14 protein-coding genes are annotated in these 16,129 nt (G+C 72.9%); 5 read left to right on the forward strand and 9 right to left on the reverse strand.

Going from position 1 to position 16,129, the window contains the following annotated elements; translation table 11 throughout:
- Positions 1-47: 47 nt before the first annotated feature.
- On the reverse strand, positions 48-305 hold the full coding sequence (locus SACE_RS13840; RefSeq protein WP_009946401.1) for a WhiB family transcriptional regulator: 258 nt from the start codon (positions 303-305) through the stop codon (positions 48-50).
- 448 nt (positions 306-753) lie between these two features.
- On the opposite strand from SACE_RS13840, the gene SACE_RS38305 reads away from it, so the two are divergent.
- Together SACE_RS38305 and SACE_RS13845 are read left to right on the forward strand one after the other, a co-directional pair.
- Positions 754-903, forward strand: coding sequence for a pyridoxamine 5'-phosphate oxidase family protein (locus SACE_RS38305; RefSeq protein ID WP_009946400.1), 150 nt, complete (start codon positions 754-756; stop codon positions 901-903).
- A gap of 157 nt (positions 904-1,060) precedes the next feature.
- A complete protein-coding gene (locus SACE_RS13845; RefSeq protein ID WP_009946399.1) occupies positions 1,061-1,990 on the forward strand; it encodes an alpha/beta hydrolase in 930 nt (309 codons plus the stop codon).
- 15 nt (positions 1,991-2,005) lie between these two features.
- Here the strand turns inward: SACE_RS13845 and SACE_RS13850 are convergent, their stop codons facing one another.
- The 3 genes from SACE_RS13850 to SACE_RS13860 all read right to left on the reverse strand — a co-directional run bounded on the left by SACE_RS13850 (position 2,006) and on the right by SACE_RS13860 (position 4,445).
- Positions 2,006-2,992, reverse strand: a complete 987-nt coding sequence (locus SACE_RS13850; RefSeq protein WP_009946398.1) for a DUF4185 domain-containing protein — start codon at positions 2,990-2,992, stop codon at positions 2,006-2,008.
- 190 nt (positions 2,993-3,182) lie between these two features.
- Positions 3,183-4,094, reverse strand: a complete 912-nt coding sequence (locus tag SACE_RS13855) for a hypothetical protein (RefSeq protein WP_009946397.1) — start codon at positions 4,092-4,094, stop codon at positions 3,183-3,185.
- Positions 4,095-4,097: 3 nt separating this feature from the next.
- Positions 4,098-4,445, reverse strand: coding sequence for a hypothetical protein (locus tag SACE_RS13860; protein ID WP_009946396.1), 348 nt, complete (start codon positions 4,443-4,445; stop codon positions 4,098-4,100).
- Between the two features lie 109 nt (positions 4,446-4,554).
- Between SACE_RS13860 and SACE_RS13865 the strand changes: the two genes are divergently transcribed.
- Both SACE_RS13865 and SACE_RS13870 read left to right on the forward strand, forming a co-directional pair.
- Positions 4,555-8,259: a CHAT domain-containing protein gene (locus SACE_RS13865; protein ID WP_009946394.1), complete on the forward strand. Its 3,705-nt coding sequence runs from the start codon at positions 4,555-4,557 to the stop codon at positions 8,257-8,259.
- Positions 8,260-8,338: 79 nt separating this feature from the next.
- Positions 8,339-8,521, forward strand: coding sequence for a hypothetical protein (locus SACE_RS13870; RefSeq protein ID WP_009946393.1), 183 nt, complete (start codon positions 8,339-8,341; stop codon positions 8,519-8,521).
- 92 nt (positions 8,522-8,613) lie between these two features.
- On the opposite strand, the gene npdG is transcribed toward SACE_RS13870, so the two are convergent.
- The 5 genes from npdG to SACE_RS13895 form a co-directional block, all read right to left on the reverse strand.
- Positions 8,614-9,279, reverse strand: a complete 666-nt coding sequence (gene npdG, locus SACE_RS13875; protein ID WP_009946391.1) for an NADPH-dependent F420 reductase — start codon at positions 9,277-9,279, stop codon at positions 8,614-8,616.
- A gap of 98 nt (positions 9,280-9,377) precedes the next feature.
- Positions 9,378-9,995 (reverse strand): hemerythrin domain-containing protein, encoded by a 618-nt coding sequence (locus SACE_RS13880; protein WP_009946390.1) that lies wholly within the window; start codon positions 9,993-9,995, stop codon positions 9,378-9,380.
- A gap of 39 nt (positions 9,996-10,034) precedes the next feature.
- Positions 10,035-10,943 carry an LLM class flavin-dependent oxidoreductase gene (locus SACE_RS13885; protein ID WP_009946389.1) on the reverse strand — a complete coding sequence of 303 codons (909 nt, stop codon included), beginning with the start codon at positions 10,941-10,943 and terminating at the stop codon, positions 10,035-10,037.
- Between the two features lie 212 nt (positions 10,944-11,155).
- Positions 11,156-12,376, reverse strand: coding sequence for an MFS transporter (locus tag SACE_RS13890; RefSeq protein WP_009946388.1), 1,221 nt, complete (start codon positions 12,374-12,376; stop codon positions 11,156-11,158).
- Positions 12,377-12,510: 134 nt separating this feature from the next.
- Positions 12,511-12,951 carry a type II 3-dehydroquinate dehydratase gene (locus SACE_RS13895; RefSeq protein ID WP_029621574.1) on the reverse strand — a complete coding sequence of 147 codons (441 nt, stop codon included), beginning with the start codon at positions 12,949-12,951 and terminating at the stop codon, positions 12,511-12,513.
- 323 nt (positions 12,952-13,274) lie between these two features.
- Between SACE_RS13895 and SACE_RS13900 the strand changes: the two genes are divergently transcribed.
- Positions 13,275-16,112: a helix-turn-helix transcriptional regulator gene (locus tag SACE_RS13900; protein ID WP_269453537.1), complete on the forward strand. Its 2,838-nt coding sequence runs from the start codon at positions 13,275-13,277 to the stop codon at positions 16,110-16,112.
- Positions 16,113-16,129 lie beyond the last annotated feature (17 nt).

A 16,129-nucleotide genomic window follows, 5' to 3' on the forward strand; every position in this document is an offset into this window, starting at 1 on the left:
AGTGGACGGTCGCCGGCCGCCGGGGCCGCTCGGTGCGGGAAGTCCCGTCAGGCGGCCTGGTTCGAGGACCTGCGGGACAGCGCGCGGCGCTCGCGGTCGGTCATCCCACCGAAGACGCCGTGGTCCAGGCCGTTCTCCAGGGCGTGGTCCAGGCACTCCGACCGCACCGGGCAGCGGGCGCACACGGCCTTGGCCGCCGCGGCCTGCCGGGCGCCGGGGCCCACCTCGGACACCGGGAAGAACAGCTCGGGGTCCTCGTCCAGGCAGGCGGCCTGGTCCCGCCAGTTCGTCGTGTCGCGCTCCATCCTCTTGCCGCCTCCTCTCGCGGGACACACGCCGGACGTGGGTCCAGTACCGATCACGTTCACCTGAGCGCTGGGCACCGCGGGTGGTGCCGCTCCCGGTCGGCCCGCCCGCGGCCGGAACTCCAGCCGGGGTCGCGGGCGGCGCGTCGCGCTTCGCCGGGGGCTCAATCGTTCGAGGGGACAACGAGCCGACCTCGGTGCGGTGTTCCTCGCGCGGCGTTGACCTACCTCACACGCCTGTTCGCGGAGGCCGCGACCGCCTTCCGGCGTGCCACGGGTCACAGCCGAACCGGCGGCCCGCGCTCCTCGCCGTCTCGTGTTGCCGGTGTGACGGCGCCGACGGACAGTTCGGGCACACCGCTGTACGCGCCGAGGGGGTCGAGCGAGGCGCCGCCGTTCGCGTTCGTGGGTCGAGCGGCGGGCCACGACGGCGGAGGACCCGGACGAGGTGCTGCGCTGCTCGACCCGCAACGCCGCGAGGTACGTCGGTGCGGAGAAGGCCGACGAGTACGGCAGGCTGAACGCGGGCGAGGGCAGCGCGGTGGTCCGGGTGTCCTCGGCGAAGATCATCGCGGAGAACAACATCACCGGGGAGTAGGGGGCATACATCCGTTCCCCGCCAGGGAGCCGGGCGAGCCCGAGCGCCTGTCCTCGGTGGCGTGCCGAGGCCCGCGGTGGGACGGTGGCACGAAGTCGGTGGACCGGGCGCGGAGTCGGTGGAGCAGGGCCCGGATTCGGCGGACGGGGGGCCACGCATGCATCTCGACCCCGAGCTGGCGGCGGCGCTGCCGGCGCTACCGGATCTGCACATCCACGATCTCGCCGCGGCACGTGAGCGGATGGCGCAGCTCGCCGCCCGCGCGGAGGTGCCCGCGACCGAGGGGCTCGGCATCGTCGACAAGTCGGTCCGCGCCGCTGACGGCACCCTGGTGCCGATCCGGGTGTGCCGGCCGCTCGACGTCGCCGGGCCGCTGCCCGCGCTGCTCCTGCTGCACGGCGGCGGATTCGTCATGGGGAGCCTGGAGTCGACCACCCCGCAGTCGGTGGCGCTGTGCACCGGGCTGCCCGCTTTCGTCGTCGCGGTCGGCTACCGGCTGGCCCCCGAACACCCGTACCCGGCCGCGCTGCGCGACAGCGAGGCGGCGCTGCGCTGGGTCGCCGACGCCGAAGGCGTCGACACCGCGCGGATCGGCGTGTACGGGATGAGCGCGGGCGGCGGGCTCGCCGCCGCGCTCACCCTGCTGGTGCGCGACCGGGGCGGTCCGCCGATCCGGTTCCAGCTGCTCGACGCCCCCGAAGTCGACGACCGGCTGGAAACGCCGTCGGCACGCACGTTCGACGACACCCCGCTGTGGAACCGCGCCGACGCGGAGCTGAGCTGGCGGCACTACCTCAGCGGCTGCGACGGGCGGGTACCCGCGTACGCGGCGCCCGCGCGCGCCGACGACCTCTCCGGACTGCCCCCGGCCTACGTGTCGGTGTACGAGAACGATCCGTTGCGCGACGAGGGGATCGCCTACGCGTCCGCGCTGCTGCGAGCCGGTGTGTCCGTCGAGCTGCACCTGTTCCCCGGCACGTTCCACCGGTCCGCGATCATCGCGGGTGCGCAGGTGTCGCGCCGCCAGGCGGCCGAAACCCTCGCGATCCTGCGCCGCGCCCTGCACCCGGAGGCATCCGGGCAGTAGGCGCCGACCGAGCGGTCAGCCTGCGGCGGGGGCGCTCCCGGCGAACTGCATCGCCCGGTACGGCCAGTTCCGCTCGGTGTTCCACTGGCTGACCACCAGGTGCAGGTCGTCGAGGGTGGAGCCGGGCACGATGTAGCCGCCGTAGAGCTGGGCGACGTGCCCGCACGCGTGGTCCTCGCGGCCCCACGCCGTGCCGTGCAACACCGTGGTGCGTGGTGCTTCGTACAGGTTCGACGTGGGCAGTGCCATGTTCATCACGTCGATGCGGTAGTTGCCCGCGTCGAAGAACGACAGCAGCCACCGGCCGCCGACGGGGCGCAGGCAGAGCTCACCGTACGCGCCGGTGAGGGCGATCGTGGGCGGGTTGCCCCACGCCCACGCGCCGTCACGGAAGCCCCAGCCTTCCCACGCGCCCGGATCGGCCACCCGGTCGGCCGGGACCCGCTGCAGGATCAGACCCTTGTCGCGCTGGAAGCCGGTGGAGAAGGCGTAGACGTAGCCGTCGTCGCCCGGCGCCCAGGTGAGCATCTGGAACAGCCCGCCGTGGTGGTCGCCGGGCCACGTCGCGCCGGTGTGCTGCCAGGTCTCGCCGTTGTCGGTCGAGCGGTGCACCTCGGTCCAGTGCACGTTGCCGATTCCCTGGCACACCATCACGTGCAGGTACATCGCGCCACCGATCGTGATGAGGTCGGTGGGGATCACGGTGCTGACGTGCAGGCCGTTGATCACCGAGTCGTGGTGGTAGGGCAGCGCCTGCGCGGCGTAGGCACCGGCGCCGGTCGAACCGGTCCACTCCACACCCGTGCGGGCGGTCGCCGGATCCCCGAACAGCACGACCGGCGACCGCCAGCCGCGCCCGCCCACGCCGGCCCGCTCGAAGGTGTCGCCGAACACCGACACCAGCCTGCCGTCCGGCGCGACCGCCATGACCCCGAGGTCGGTGCCGCCGATGCCGAAGTGGTCCGTGCGGCCCGGCCCGGTCAGGTCCTTCACCTTGCGCATCGCCGTCATTCCCGTTCCCGGCTAGGGGCTACCGTGCGTTCGGCACGGGCCGCGCGGCGGCGACCCATGCCTGCAGCCGACTGTAGGTTGCGCGCGCGGCGGGGTCCGCACTCCGGTAGGACACGGGTGGTGACCGGACCGGTGCGGACAGTTGCCGCCGGTCGGATGGCTGTCGGCGCGCTCGTGGCGGTCACCGGCCTTTGCGGACCAGTGCGGTGATCCGCGCGCCCTCGTCGACCGTGAGCGGTCCGCTGGTGTCCGGGCCCGCGGCGCCGAGTTCGATCGCGAGGGTCCGGCCGTGCAGGTCGAGCGCGGCCTCGGAAAGGGCGGTGAGGTCGGTGGTCGCGCTGCGCGCCTGCACCCACCCGGTGACGCCGATGCCCGCCGCGAGCAGCAGCGCCGGCCACCACAGCGCGCCGAGAACCAGGTAGGGCCAGGCCCACGTGCCGGTCGCGACCGCGGCCGCGAACGCGGCGTGCGCGGCGGCGATCTCGGCGCGGGTGTTGTCGGGCAGCACCAGCCACAGCCGCGGCCAGGCGAAGGCCAGGTCCAGCCCGTAGCGGTCCTGGGCGACCCGCTCGAGCGCGTGCATGCGGTCGCCCATCCACGTCGGCCTGCCCGGCTCGGCCAGGGCGAGGCGGTTGACGCGGTCGGCGGCCCGGTCGACCGAGAGCTGCTCGTCGGCGGTGCGGTACTCGCGTGGATGTGCGCGTTCCATTTCCCGCCGCTGACGCACGTGGCGGTGCCAGCGAGCCCGCCGGCGGCCGGCGCGCCAGCGGGCGACCGGCCGCAGCGGTGCGGGCCACCGGCCGAGCCAGACCAGCCGGGTCACGCCGGCCAGCGCCTGCACCGCGAGACCAGCCCCGGCCGCGGCCAGCAGGAACGCCAGGGCCAGCACGGCCTGGGTGGCCGGCGGCTGGACTGCGACCGCGCCCCAGATGGTCGCGACCGCTCGCCGCAATGCCTGCGGGTCCAGCGCCTGCCGATGCCCGAGCTGCACGCCGATCGCGGTCGCGGCGGCCAGGAGCGCGCTGGGAAGCAGCAGCAGGGTCGCCCACCGGTCGGCCAGCTTGGTCGCGAGCTGTTCGAAGAACTTGCCCATGCCTCAGCGCCGGCTCATCGGCCGACCGGTGACCGGGCAGCGGGGGATCGGCCCGGCCGGCGGTGTCTGGCGGACGCGGTCGCAGGCGCGGTCGGGGCAGCCGAACAGTTCCTCGTCGGCCTGCCCCGGACCCGTACCCGGCAGGGCCGAGCCCAGCGCCCGGGCGGCCTCGGCCGGGCTGGTGCCCAGCAGCTCCGCCAGCAGGCCGAGGATGGGGCGCCGCGCCCTGGCCTCGGCCGCGATCCTGTCGACCAGGCGGAGCCGGTCGGCGGGGTGGTGCGCGCATTCCTCCCGCAGGCCGGGGAGTTCGTCGCAGAAGGTCGTCAGCGCGTCGCGCTCGGCAGGATCCACTTCTCCGCACCCCTCGGTCGGTTTTCGGCCGCACCGCGCGACATCGCGTGGAATGATCGGCTGCGTCCGCAGCGTAGCGAACCCAGGCGCGCACCGGGGGTGGCCGAACGTGTTCAGGGTTTTCAGGCGGCGACCGGCGACGCCGGCTCCGGAAGACGCGTTCGAGGACCTGGTGCGCCGGGTTTCCGCGCGGGTGACCAGGTTCCAGCGCTGGCGGATCCGCAGGGCGGTCCTCGACGAGCGGGCGTTGCGGGAGGCCGACCAGCTGTGGGAGGCCGCGCAGCCGGATGGCGCGGAGCTTCCCGCCGGCGAGCTCCCCGATACCGGGCAGCCCGATACCGGGCAGCTCAGTCCCGAGGCGCTCGGGCGGCTCGCCCAGGCCTGCCACGTCTTGGGATGGCTGCGCTTCTCGCGCTTCGAGGCGCTGGCGGACGGCGCGCGGATCTCCGAACTCGCCCGTTGCGTGGACTTCCTCGCCGGGCTCGCGGGCACCCCGGCCCCGATTCCGCGGCCCCTGCACAAGATCCTCGGTCCGGCCGCGGATCCCGACGCCCAGGCCGGTCTCGCGCTCGACCTGCTGCGCGCCGCGCGCAGCGCGACCGACCCGCCGCTGCTCGACGTCGCAATCCTGCTGCTCTCCGCGGCCGTGACGGCCACCCCGCCGGGACATCCCCAGGGGGACCGGCGCCTGGACCACCTCGGGCTCGCCTGCCACCAGCGCTACCGGCGCGACCGCGCCCCGGAGGACCTGGCGCTGGCCATCGAGTTCGGCGAGCAGGCGGTGGCGGCCACCGCCGACGACCACCCGGAAAAGGCGCGGCAGCTGTCCAACCTCGGCACCGCCTACCGGGACCGCCATGACAGCACCGACGAGCCTGCGGACCTGGACCGGGCGATCGAGCTCGGCGAGCAGTCCCTCGCGCTCACCGCCGACGACGACCCGGACCGCTACGCCTTCCTCCGCAACCTCGGCGGCGCCTACCGCGACCGCTACGAGAGCGCCGAGGCCCTCGCCGACGTCGAGCGGGCGATCGAGCTCGGCGAGGAGGCATTGGCGCTCACCCCGCACGACGAGCTCGCCGCCTCGTTGTACAACACCGGCGGCTCCTACCTGCGCAGGTTCGAACGAACCGGGTCGCGGGCCGACATCGACCGCGTCATCGAGCTGGGTGAGCGAGCGCTGAGCGCCGAACCGGCCGACGACCACGCCCGTGCCCGATCACTGGCGCTGCTCGACATCGCTCACCGCGAGCGGTTCGAGCACACCGGCGAGATCACCGATCTGGAGCGGTCGATCGAGTACGCCGAGCGGGCTCTGGGACTGACGCCCGAAGACAACCGCGACCACGCCATCGCCCTGGACCACCTGGGGCTGGCCTACAGGAAGCGTTTCGAGAGCACCGGCGCGCTCGGCGATCTGAGCGACGCCATCGCCTACGGCGAGCGAGCGGTGGGGATCACCTCCGACAGCGACCCCCGGAAGGCAGGTCGGCAGGGGAACCTCAGCATCGCCTACCAGCGGCGCCACGGACGGCTCGGGGACCCGGCCGACCTGGACCGGGCGATCGAGCTGGCCGAGAGCGCGGCGGCGGCCAAGGCCGAGGGCCACCCCCTGCGCGTGGAGGCGCTGTCGCACCTCGCCGTCGCCCACCGAACCCGGTACCAGCGCACCGGGGTGCTTGCCGATCTGGAGCGGGCGATCGAGCTCGGCGAGAGGGCGGTCGCGGGCTCCCCGCAGGACCACATCGGGGTGCTCATCACGCTGGGCCAGCTCAGCGTCGCCTACCGCGAACTGTTCGAGCGCCGGGGAGAGCTTTCCGACCTGGAGCGGGCGATCGAGACCGGTGAGCGGGCGGCGGCGATGCCCGAGGACAACCCGCGGCTCGCCGTGCCGCTGGCCAACCTCGGCCCCGCCTACCAGTTGCGGTTCGGGCGAACGGGATCACCGGCCGACCTCGAACGCGCCATCGAGGTCGGTGAAAGAGCGGTGCGACTGACCCCCGAGGACCACGCGGGTTCGGCCACGTGCCTGGCCAACCTCGGCCTCGGGTACGGACTGCGGTTCGGGCTGACCGGCGCGCGGGACGACCTGGAGCGCGCGATCGAGCTCGGCGGGCGTGCGTTGGCGGCAACCTCCGGCGACGATCCCGGCGCGGCGGCGCGGGTGTCCAACCTGGGCCGTGCCTACCGCTCCCGGTTCACCCTCGACGGGGAGCCCATCGGTCCCGAGGCGTTGCATGCGCTCGCCGATCGCGCCGTCAACGCCGGCACGGCATCACCGAGCGACCAGGTCGAGGCCCGCTACGTGGTGGGTTCTCTGGCGACCGGGATGGGCGAGCACGAACTCGCCGTCGACCTGCTGGACGGGGCGGTACGCCTGCTGCCGTCGGTCCCGCCCCGGGAATCCGGTTGGGCCGACCAGGAACACCGGATCGGCCGGTACGCCGGGCTCGTCGGTCAGGCCGTGGCCGCCCACTGCGCTCTCGGCGATGCCACCGGCGCGGTGCGGATCGCCGAGCTGGGCAGAGGCGTGCTGCTCGCGGCGCAGATGGACGCCCGCACCGATCTCACCGAGCTCGAACAGTCGCATCCCGAGCTCGCAGCGCGATTCCGGCGACTGCGCGACCAGCTCACCACACCCCACGGCGCTGCCGACGACGCCGACCGGATCGAGGAACGCAGGAAGTCGTGGGAGCAGCACGACGCGCTGGTGGCGCGCATCCGCAGCACGCCCGGCCACGGGCGGTTCCTGCTCCCGCCCCGGCTGTCGGACCTGCGACCGGCGACGGCCGGTGGTGCGGTGCTCCTGGTCAACGCGGGTCGGCAGCGCGGGGACGCCGTCATCGTCACCGCCACCGGCGACCCGGTGCTGGTACCCCTGCCCGACCTGACCTTCGCCGACGTCAATGCCTTGGCGGACGCGCTCCTGGAGGCCACGCACGACACCGGCCGCCTGACGGGTCCCCTGAAGAAGAAGCGCGTGCTCCCGGAGATCCTGGCCTGGCTGTGGGACACCGTCGTCGCTGCGACCCTGGACGCCCTGCCTCCGGCGCTCCCGCCCGCGGACTCCGGACCGCGCGTGTGGTGGATGCCCACCGGCCTGCTCGGTTTGTTCCCGTTGCACGCCGCGGGGCATCCGGGCAGACCGGGCGCGCTCGACGCCGTCGTCTCCAGCTACACCCCGACGCTGCGGACGCTGGCGCGCACCCGCGCCCGCCTGCCCACGACCAAGCGACGCCAGCTCACCGTCGCGCTCGAGCACACCCCCGGCCTGCACGACCTGCCCGGAACCGCCGTCGAAGCGGCCCATCTGCACGCCGTGCACGACGGCATCGCCCCGCTGACCGACCACCACGCCACCAAGGACCGGGTGCTGGCAGCCATGAGCGAGGCCACCTGGGCGCATTTCGCCTGCCACGCCACCGCGGACCTGGCCGAGCCCTCGCGGGGCGGGCTCCGGCTGCACGACGACACCCTGACGCTGCCGGAGATCAGCAGGCTGCGGCTCGAGCAGGCCGAACTCGCCTACCTGTCAGCCTGTTCGACCGCCCACCACGGCGCCCGGCACGCCGACGAGTCGCTGCACCTGGCCTCGGCCTTCCAGCTGGCCGGTTTCCGCCACGTCATCGCCAGCCTGTGGCCGCTCGACGACCGCGTCGCCGCCGTGGCGGCCCACGACCTCTACCGCGGACTGCCCGGCGGTGGCACCGCCGACGACGCCGCGACCGCCCTGCACCACGTCACCCGCGGACTCCGCGAGGCCCATCCCGACCGGCCCGACCTGTGGGCGCCGCTGATCCACAGCGGCCCGTGAACGGCGGGCGGATGCCGGTGGTTGTCGGTGCCCTGCGGCAGTCTGTCCTCGACCACGGGACATCGACCGAGGGGGAGCCATGCGCACCGAGCTTGTGCACGAGGGGACCATTCACAGCGGCAGGGTGTCGTTGTGGGACGGGCGGGCGTCCTCGCTGTGCGGCAAGAAGTTCGGCCCGGGCACCTTCAGGGAGCCCTTCATCTTCGGCGGCGTGACGTGCGGCGACTGCAAGACGGCGAAGAAGATCGGGCAGAGGCCGTGAACGCGCAGCGGGCGGCGGGTGCCGGCGGTCCGGTGACCGCGCGGGCCCGCCGCCCGCTGCGCTTCGCCGCGTGAGGCTGCCGCCGCCGGCGGTCAGATGTCGGTGATGCGCAGACCGGCGTGGGCCTTGTAGCGGCGGTTGACGGCGATCAGGTTCGCCGTCAACGCCTCGACCTGGTGGGCGTTGCGCAACCGTCCACCGTAGACGCCGCGAACTCCGGGAATCAGCCCCGCCAGCTCCCGGACCACGTCGGTGGCCTCCCGGTCGTCGCCGAGCACCAGCACGTCCAGGTCGACCTCGGTGACATCGAGGTCGGCCAGCGTCACCGCCGAGACGTGGTGGAACGCCGCGGTGACCCGCGAGTCCGGCAGCAACTGCTCGGCCTGTTGCGCCGCGCTGCCCTCCGGCACCTCCAGGGCGTAGGGCCCCTGCTTGTCGAACCCGAGCGGGTTCACGCAGTCGACGACGATCTTGCCCGCCAGCTCACCGCGCAACGCGGTCAGCGTCTCGGCATGGCCGTCCCAGGGCAGCGCCAGCAGCACGATGTCGGACACCGCCGCCGCACCGGCGTTGTCCTGACCGGTCACGTCACCACCCGCGGTCTCCGCGATCTCGGCCGCCGCCTGCTGCGCCCTTTCGGAGTTCCGCGAGCCGATCACGACCTTCAGGCCCGCCCTGGCCCATCGGATCGCCAGCCCCTTGCCCTGCGCCCCGGTTCCACCGAGCACGCCGATGGTCATCTCCCGCACGCCGGTCACGCCCGGCTCCTTTCCTCGATGGCTGGAGGGTTTTCCCCGTTGTGCACCTGGGACGCGCGGCGGGAGCGACCGGCTCCCCGTCGCGCGGCTCCGGGGCTTCACACCGTGATGTTGAGGCGGCTGATCGGTCCCACCAGCTCGTCCTCCTCGTAGTCCAGGTGCGAGCTCAGCACCTGGTCGAGCGTCTCCACGATCTCCTGCACGTCGGCGATGGAGCCTTCGCCGTTGATCAGCGCCATCAGCGTCGTGTCGAGCGCGGTGCAGACCTCGGCGATGACCTCGTGCTCCCAGTCGAGCCGCTTGATGACCGGCTCCACGGACTGGTCGGCCATCGCGATCTCCGGGAACAGCGCCCTGTCCTCGATGGTGTGGTGCAGCGTGAGGATGCGGCAGTACGAGCCGCAGAAGCTTCCGAGGTTCCGGTAGTTGCGCTGCATGGTCAGGTTGCTGATCGCCGAGCGCGCGGTGGCCGCGTCGCTGGTGCCGTCGGCGACCCGGGCGACCGCCTCGCGCAGCTGCCTCATCTCCTGGCGGAGGTGGTCGTGGATGAGCACCAGGCGGCTGCCGCTGCCGCCGATCTGGCGCGCGGGCGGGGATCCCTGCGGCTTGGGCAGGTGGGGGCGCTCGGCGGTCCGCAGCGGGTCGTCGCCCCAGGGGTCCCTGCGGGTCCGGGCCTGCGCGGCGCTGTTGGACTCCGAGTTGTCGTTGTCGGGCATGGTGGTTCGGATTCCTCCTGTGGAGTTTTCGTTACCTGCTCACGAGTTCCGGCTGCCGCGGACCGCAGGCACGACCTCGCGCGCCCACCGGTCGAGCTGGCCGGGAGTGGCTTCGGCGGGGCAGAAGACGAAGGTGTCGAAGCCGACGTCCTCGGCGAGGCTGCGGATGAGGTCAGCCCACTGCCCGGCGCCGGCCTGGATCGGCGCGGAGCCGCGCAGCCCGGCGTGCGTGGTGGCCTGGCCGGTGGGCGCCTCGGTGACCGTGCCGACCAGGTGGGCCACGCGCACGACCTCGGACGGCTCGCGACCGGCTTCGCGGGCACCGGCGTCGATGGCCGCCATCGCGGCGGGCCAGTGCTCGTAGGGCAGGTACGGCGCGATGGGCGCGGCCCACCCGTCGGCGAGGCGTCCGGTCAGCTCGAGCATGCGGGGGCCGACCGATCCGAGCCAGATGCCGACCTGGTGCGCCGGCGCCGGCCCGGCCTGGATGCCGGCGAGCCGGTAGTGCTCGCCGTCGGCGCGGACGGCGTGGCCTGCGTCCCACATCGCGCGGATGACGGCGATGCCCTCCTCCAGCGCGCGAAACGCCTGACCGGGCGTGCGCACCGGACTGCCCATGGCGCCGACGGCCGGCTGGCTGGCGCCCGCCCCGAGTCCGAGCTCGAAGCGCCCGTCGCTCAGCAGGTCCAGCGAGGCGGCCTGCTTGGCCAGCAGCGCGGGGGTCCGCAGCGGCAGGTTCGCCACGTCCGGGAAGACCCGCAGGTGCCGGGTGGCGGCCAGCAGGTGGCCGATCAGGCTCATGGTGTCGACGAAGTCGGCGACGTAGGGGTGGTCCTGCACCCCGAACAGGTCCAGCCCGGCCTCGTCGGCCGATCTGGCGAGGCCGACCACGGTGTCCAGTTCCGCGGCCACCGGTGCCACCGCCACGCCGAAACGCAGATCGGCCATCGTCGAACCTCTCCTTCCGGATGCGGGTGGATCCGCGCGGCTCCGCGGTCGGAGGCGCGTCAAGAGCAACTGCCACCACTATAAGCGGAGGTATCTCCGATTCCAAGGACTTTGTGGAGAGTTCTCCGATTGGATGCGTCCGGCCCGGAAAGAAGCACGGCCGAGACCCCTGGTCCCGGCCGTGCTCGATCCGCGTCCGCGCGGAGGGCGTCTCAGCGAAGCGGCGTTCCCCTGGTCTCGGGCATCGACACCAGGGTCACGGCCGACACGACCAGCAGCAGGGAGACGTAGCCGGTGAACCACGGCCCGGAGAAGGTTTCCAGCCACGCCTGCAGGTACGGGGCCGTGCCGCCGAACAGCGCCACCGCCGAGGAGTAGGGCACGGCGACGCCGACGGTGCGGATGCGGGTGGGGAAGAGCTCGGCGAACATCGCGGGCATGATGGACGCGCTGGCCGCCATCAGCACCATCGCCAGCGACATCGCGACGAACAGCCGCCACGGGCTGTTGTCGAGCAGGGCGTTGAGCGGGAAGCCCGCGACCGCCAGCCCGACGATGCTGATCAGCGCCACCGGCTTGCGCCCGATGCGGTCCGACAGCGCACCCCACAGCGGTAGCGCGGCGATGAACACCACCTGTGCGGCCACCCCGGCCCACAACGCGCCGCTGGGAGGGACGCCGCGGGAGCTGATCGCGAACTGCGTCGCGGCGGTCCCCCAGGCGTAGAAGGCGACGGTGAGGCCGATGGTCATGCCGATCACCTGCAGCGCCTGCCTGCGGGACCGCAGGATCGCGCGGCCCATCGGCTCGCGGTCCGCGGTGGAGGTCTGCGCGGTCAGCCGCCGGAAGGCCGCGCTCTCCTCCATCCGGCGCCGCATGACCAGCGCGTAGAGCCCGACCACGCCGCCGAGCAGGAACGGGATCCGCCAGCCCCAGGCGCTCATCTGCTGGTCGGTGAGCGCGGTGGTCAGCACGGCGCCGAGCGCGGTGCCCGTGATCAGGCCGATGGTGCCGGAGAAGTAGATGAGGCTGGACCACAGGCCGCGGTGCCGGTCCGGGGCGACCTCGGAGATGTAGGTCTGGGCCGACGGCAGCTCGCCGCCGTGTGCCACGCCCTGCACCAGGCGCGCGAGCAGCAGGACCACCGACGCGCCCGCTCCGATCGCGTCGTAGGCGGGAGAGAGGCCGATCAGGACGGTGCCGCCCGCCGCGCCGGCGACCGACAGGGTCATCGCGTTGCGGCGTCCCCACCGGTCGGAGATGAGGCCGAACAGCCAGCCGCCGAAGGGCCTGGCCAGGAATCCGACCGCGAAAACGGCCAGTGCGGACAGCAGTGCCGAGAGCTGGTCGGAGTTGTCGAAGAACCGGGTGGCGATGTAGGGGACGAAGATCGCGTAGATCCCCCAGTCGTACCACTCCAGGGCATTGCCCACTCCGGTTCCCAGGAGTGTCTTCGCCCTGCCCGGCGGAGCCGTGGCGGGCGCGGTCGTGGAATTCGTCGTGTCGGTCATCTCGGCTCCGGGAGTTCTGGCCGGTCGGGTGGGAGAGGAGTGCTGGCGCGCGCCGCTCAACTCCGGTTGTGCACCACTTCGGCCAGTGCGCGCGCGGCGAGTTGGTAGCCGAACCCGCCCAGTCCCGCGATCAGTCCGCTGGCCAGTGGTGCGATAACCGACTCGTGCCGGAAGCTCTCGCGTGCCCACACGTTGGACAGGTGCACTTCGATCCACGGCCGCGGATAGTTGGCCAGGGCGTCGCGCAGAGACCATCCTGCGATCATCAGCGCGCCCGGATTGACGATCGCGCCCACGGTGTCGTATGAGTCCTGGATCGCCCGGATCAGCTCGCCTTCGCAGTCGCGCTGCACCGACCGGACCTCCCACCCGTGTTCGGCGACTTCGCGGGCGACCGCGCCGGCGATCTCCTCCAGCGTCTGCGTGCCGTAGACATCGGGCTCGCGGCGTCCGAGAATCCCCAGGTTCGGGCCGTTGAGCAAGAGCAATTCAGGCATGGTGCGCCCCCAGGTGTGCGATGGAGATTGCCGGGTGTGCTCCGGGCGGGATCGACGCAGTTATACCGCACCTCCTGTTCTTCCCGGAACCCGAAGTTTTTCTCAATTCATTGTGCGAGTGCCGCGGCGGCACACCTGACAAATAGTTGTGGCCGCAGGCGATAAAGGTGGCAGAACAGAGCCGGACGAGGTAGTTAACTTTTCGTGACGGTGGAAGGGTGCAAATGCGTGCCGCCGAACGGGCGAAAGTTGCCAGGATCACATTGACGCGCAATCGGCGATGCGTGAACTCTCGAGCGGGTGCGTCCAGTTTTGTGCTGGGGATGAGTCGTGCGCGGTGCCGCGTGCGCAAATCGCGCGCATCTCCTCCGGCATGGCCGCTACCGGAGAAACCGGAGCTCGTACAGGGGGAACGGGTGATTCTTGCGGAGCGCGAGGAGCAGAATCGTGTGCTCGACTCGTTGGAACGGGAATGCGCCGGCTCGGCGGGGCGGGTTGCTCTCGTGGACGGGCCGATGGCGTGCGGGAAGAGCGAGTTCCTGCGCAACGTCGTCGAACGGGCGCAGCGCGCGGGCTTCCTCGCGCTGACCGCGCACTGCTCGCGGACCGAGCGGACGCTGCCCGGTGGAGTGCTCAGCCAGCTCGTGCGCGGCATCGACAACCGCTACACCAGGTTGCTGGACGCCGGTCTGCTCGACTCGGCCATCGCGCTGGTCGAACACGACGAGATCGCCTCCGAGCTGCTGCGAGTGTTCCGCGAGCTGTGCTCGGCAGTGCTCGACCGGGCGCGGGAGACGCCGTTGCTGCTGGCCGTCGACGACGCCCACCACATGGACCAGGGATCGGCGACCTGGTTGCTGCAACTGCTGCGCCGTTCGCAGTCGTCCAGGGTGCTCGTGGTGCTCACCGCCGACACCAGGCTGCCCGCCGTGCCCTGGCCGCTGCACTCCGAACTGCTGCGGCAGCCGCACTTCCGGCGGATCGAGCTCGCTCCGCTGTCGGCGGCGGGTGTCGGCGAGGTGGTCGCCGAGCGGGCAGGCGACCTCGCCGCGCAACGGCTGACCGCCGATTTCACCGCGGCCAGCGGCGGAAACCCGCTGCTGCTGCACGCGATGATCGACGACCACCTGGCGGGACGGACCGCGCAGCACCACGACCTGGCGCTGCTGAGCTGCCTGCAACGGGGTGGGCCGTTCATGTCCGACGTCGCGCGCGCGGTCGCGGTGCTGGGCCCGGACGCCACGACCGAGACGGTCGCCGCGCTGGCGGAGTCCGATGTGGACCGAGTCGGCCACGTGCTGCGGGCGCTGACCGCGGGAGGTGTGCTGCACGACGGGGCGTTCCGCAGCCCGCAGGCGGTCGCGGCCGTCCTGGCCACCGCGGAGAACCGGGCACTGATGCACCACCGCGCCGCGCGGCTGCTGCACGAGGGCGGAGCGCCGGTGTCCGCGGTGGCCCGCCACCTCGTCCAGGCCGAGGACGCCTCCGAGAGCTGGGCGCGCAACGTGCTGCGCGAAGCGGCGGAAGTCGCGCTGCTGGAAGGGAAACCGCGCTTCGCCATCCAGTGCCTGGAACTCGCGCACGGATCGTGCGGGCAGGAGAGCGAGCGGGCCGCGATCCGAGCGCGGCTGGCCGAGGCCGAGTGGCGCACGAGTCCCGGCTCGGTGCTGCCGCACCTCACCCCGCTGGCCGCGGCGGCCGACGCGGGAAGGCTGGACGGCTCGGACCGGGCCGCGCTGGTCCGGCGGCTGCTCTGGCACGGACGAGTCGACCAGGCGCGGCAGGTGCTGGACAACCTGCGCCGGGCGCGGCGGCAGAAGCCCGACGACCTCGCCGTCGAGTCGCGCGACATCGAACTCTGGCTGGGCTACGCGCATCCGCCGCTGGCCGCCGGGGCGCAGCGCCCCGTCCGCTCGTCGCGGTCCGTGGGCTTCGCGATGTCGTCGGGCGATCCGTGGCTGCACACGACCGCGAACCTGGCCGACGTCCTGGTGCGCGGCCAGAGCGCGAAGGCCGTCGAGCAGGCCGAGCGGGTGCTGCGCGACGTGCACCGGACCCGCGGCACGATGTGGTGCGAGGAAGCCGCGATGCTCGCGCTGGTGGTGCTCGTGCACGCGGGCAGGGTCTCGCTGGCCTGCGACTGGTGCCGGAAGCTGGCCGCGGCGACCTCGGACCACCAGACCCCGGCTTTGCAGGCGATCATCGCCTCGGTCCGCTCCGAGCTCCTGCTGCGCGGCGGGGAGTTCAAGGCTTCGGTCGAGCAGGCGCGCGCGGCGCTGCGGCACCTGACGCCGCAGGCGTGGGGCGTGGCCGTCGGGCTGCCGTTGAGCACGCTCGTCCTGGCCCACACCCGGCTGGGTGAGCACGACGAGGCGGCGCGCCACCTGGTCCACCAGGTCGACGACGCGATGTTCCACAGCCGCTACGGCCTGCACTACCTGTACGCGCGCGGCCACCACCACCTCGCCACCGCGCACCCGTACGCGGCGCTGGCCGACTTCACGGCCTGCCGCGACCTGACCAACGACTGGGGGCTGGCCCGGGCGGGTCTGGTGCCGTGGCGCACCGGCGCCGCCGAGGCGTGGCTGCAGCTCGGCAACACCGACGAGGCGCGGCGGCTGGCCTACGACGAGCTCGCCCAGCCGGGGCCGGAACAGGCCCGCAGCCGGGGAGCCGCGTTGCGCCTGCTGGCCGCGACCAACCCGCCGCGGCGGCGGCCGCAGCTGCTCAACGAGGCGCTGGAGCTGCTGGAGAAGTGCGGTGACCGCTACGAGCAGGCGCGCGTGCTGACCGACCTGAGCGAGGCCCACCACGAGCTCAACGACAACCGGCGGGCCCGGCCGATCTTCCGCCGCGCGTGGCACCTGGCCGGCTTGTGCGGCGCGGCTTCGTTGCAGGAGCGGCTGCTGGCGGTCAGCGGGGACACCACGCGCGGACACCAGGTCGCGGGCGAGGGCAGGATCTCGTCGCTGACCGACTCGGAGCGCAGGGTCGCTTCGTTGGCCGTCATGGGCTACACCAACCGCGAGATCGCCGAGAAGCTCTACGTCACGGCGAGCACCGTCGAACAGCACCTCACCCGCGTTTTCCGGAAGCTGCAGGTGAAACGCCGAGCCGAGCTGCCGGTCGAGCTCTGGTCGGCCACCGCGCGCTCTGCGTGAGCCCGCCCGCCCAGCCG

It is taken from the genome of Saccharopolyspora erythraea NRRL 2338, assembly GCF_000062885.1.
Taxonomy (GTDB): domain Bacteria; phylum Actinomycetota; class Actinomycetes; order Mycobacteriales; family Pseudonocardiaceae; genus Saccharopolyspora_D; species Saccharopolyspora_D erythraea.

What these genes read in the sequence shown, in the direction of transcription:
- SACE_RS13840 (WP_009946401.1), bottom strand. Translation starts at nt 305, where the DNA reads ATGGAGCGCGACACGACGAACTGGCGGGACCAGGCCGCCTGCCTGGAC.
- SACE_RS13845 (WP_009946399.1), top strand. Translation starts at nt 1,061, where the DNA reads ATGCATCTCGACCCCGAGCTGGCGGCGGCGCTGCCGGCGCTACCGGAT.
- SACE_RS13850 (WP_009946398.1), bottom strand. Translation starts at nt 2,992, where the DNA reads ATGCGCAAGGTGAAGGACCTGACCGGGCCGGGCCGCACGGACCACTTC.
- SACE_RS13855 (WP_009946397.1), bottom strand. Translation starts at nt 4,094, where the DNA reads ATGGGCAAGTTCTTCGAACAGCTCGCGACCAAGCTGGCCGACCGGTGG.
- SACE_RS13870 (WP_009946393.1), top strand. Translation starts at nt 8,339, where the DNA reads ATGCGCACCGAGCTTGTGCACGAGGGGACCATTCACAGCGGCAGGGTG.
- SACE_RS13880 (WP_009946390.1), bottom strand. Translation starts at nt 9,995, where the DNA reads ATGCCCGACAACGACAACTCGGAGTCCAACAGCGCCGCGCAGGCCCGG.
- SACE_RS13885 (WP_009946389.1), bottom strand. Translation starts at nt 10,943, where the DNA reads ATGGCCGATCTGCGTTTCGGCGTGGCGGTGGCACCGGTGGCCGCGGAA.
- SACE_RS13895 (WP_029621574.1), bottom strand. Translation starts at nt 12,951, where the DNA reads ATGCCTGAATTGCTCTTGCTCAACGGCCCGAACCTGGGGATTCTCGGA.
- SACE_RS13900 (WP_269453537.1), top strand. Translation starts at nt 13,275, where the DNA reads ATGAGTCGTGCGCGGTGCCGCGTGCGCAAATCGCGCGCATCTCCTCCG.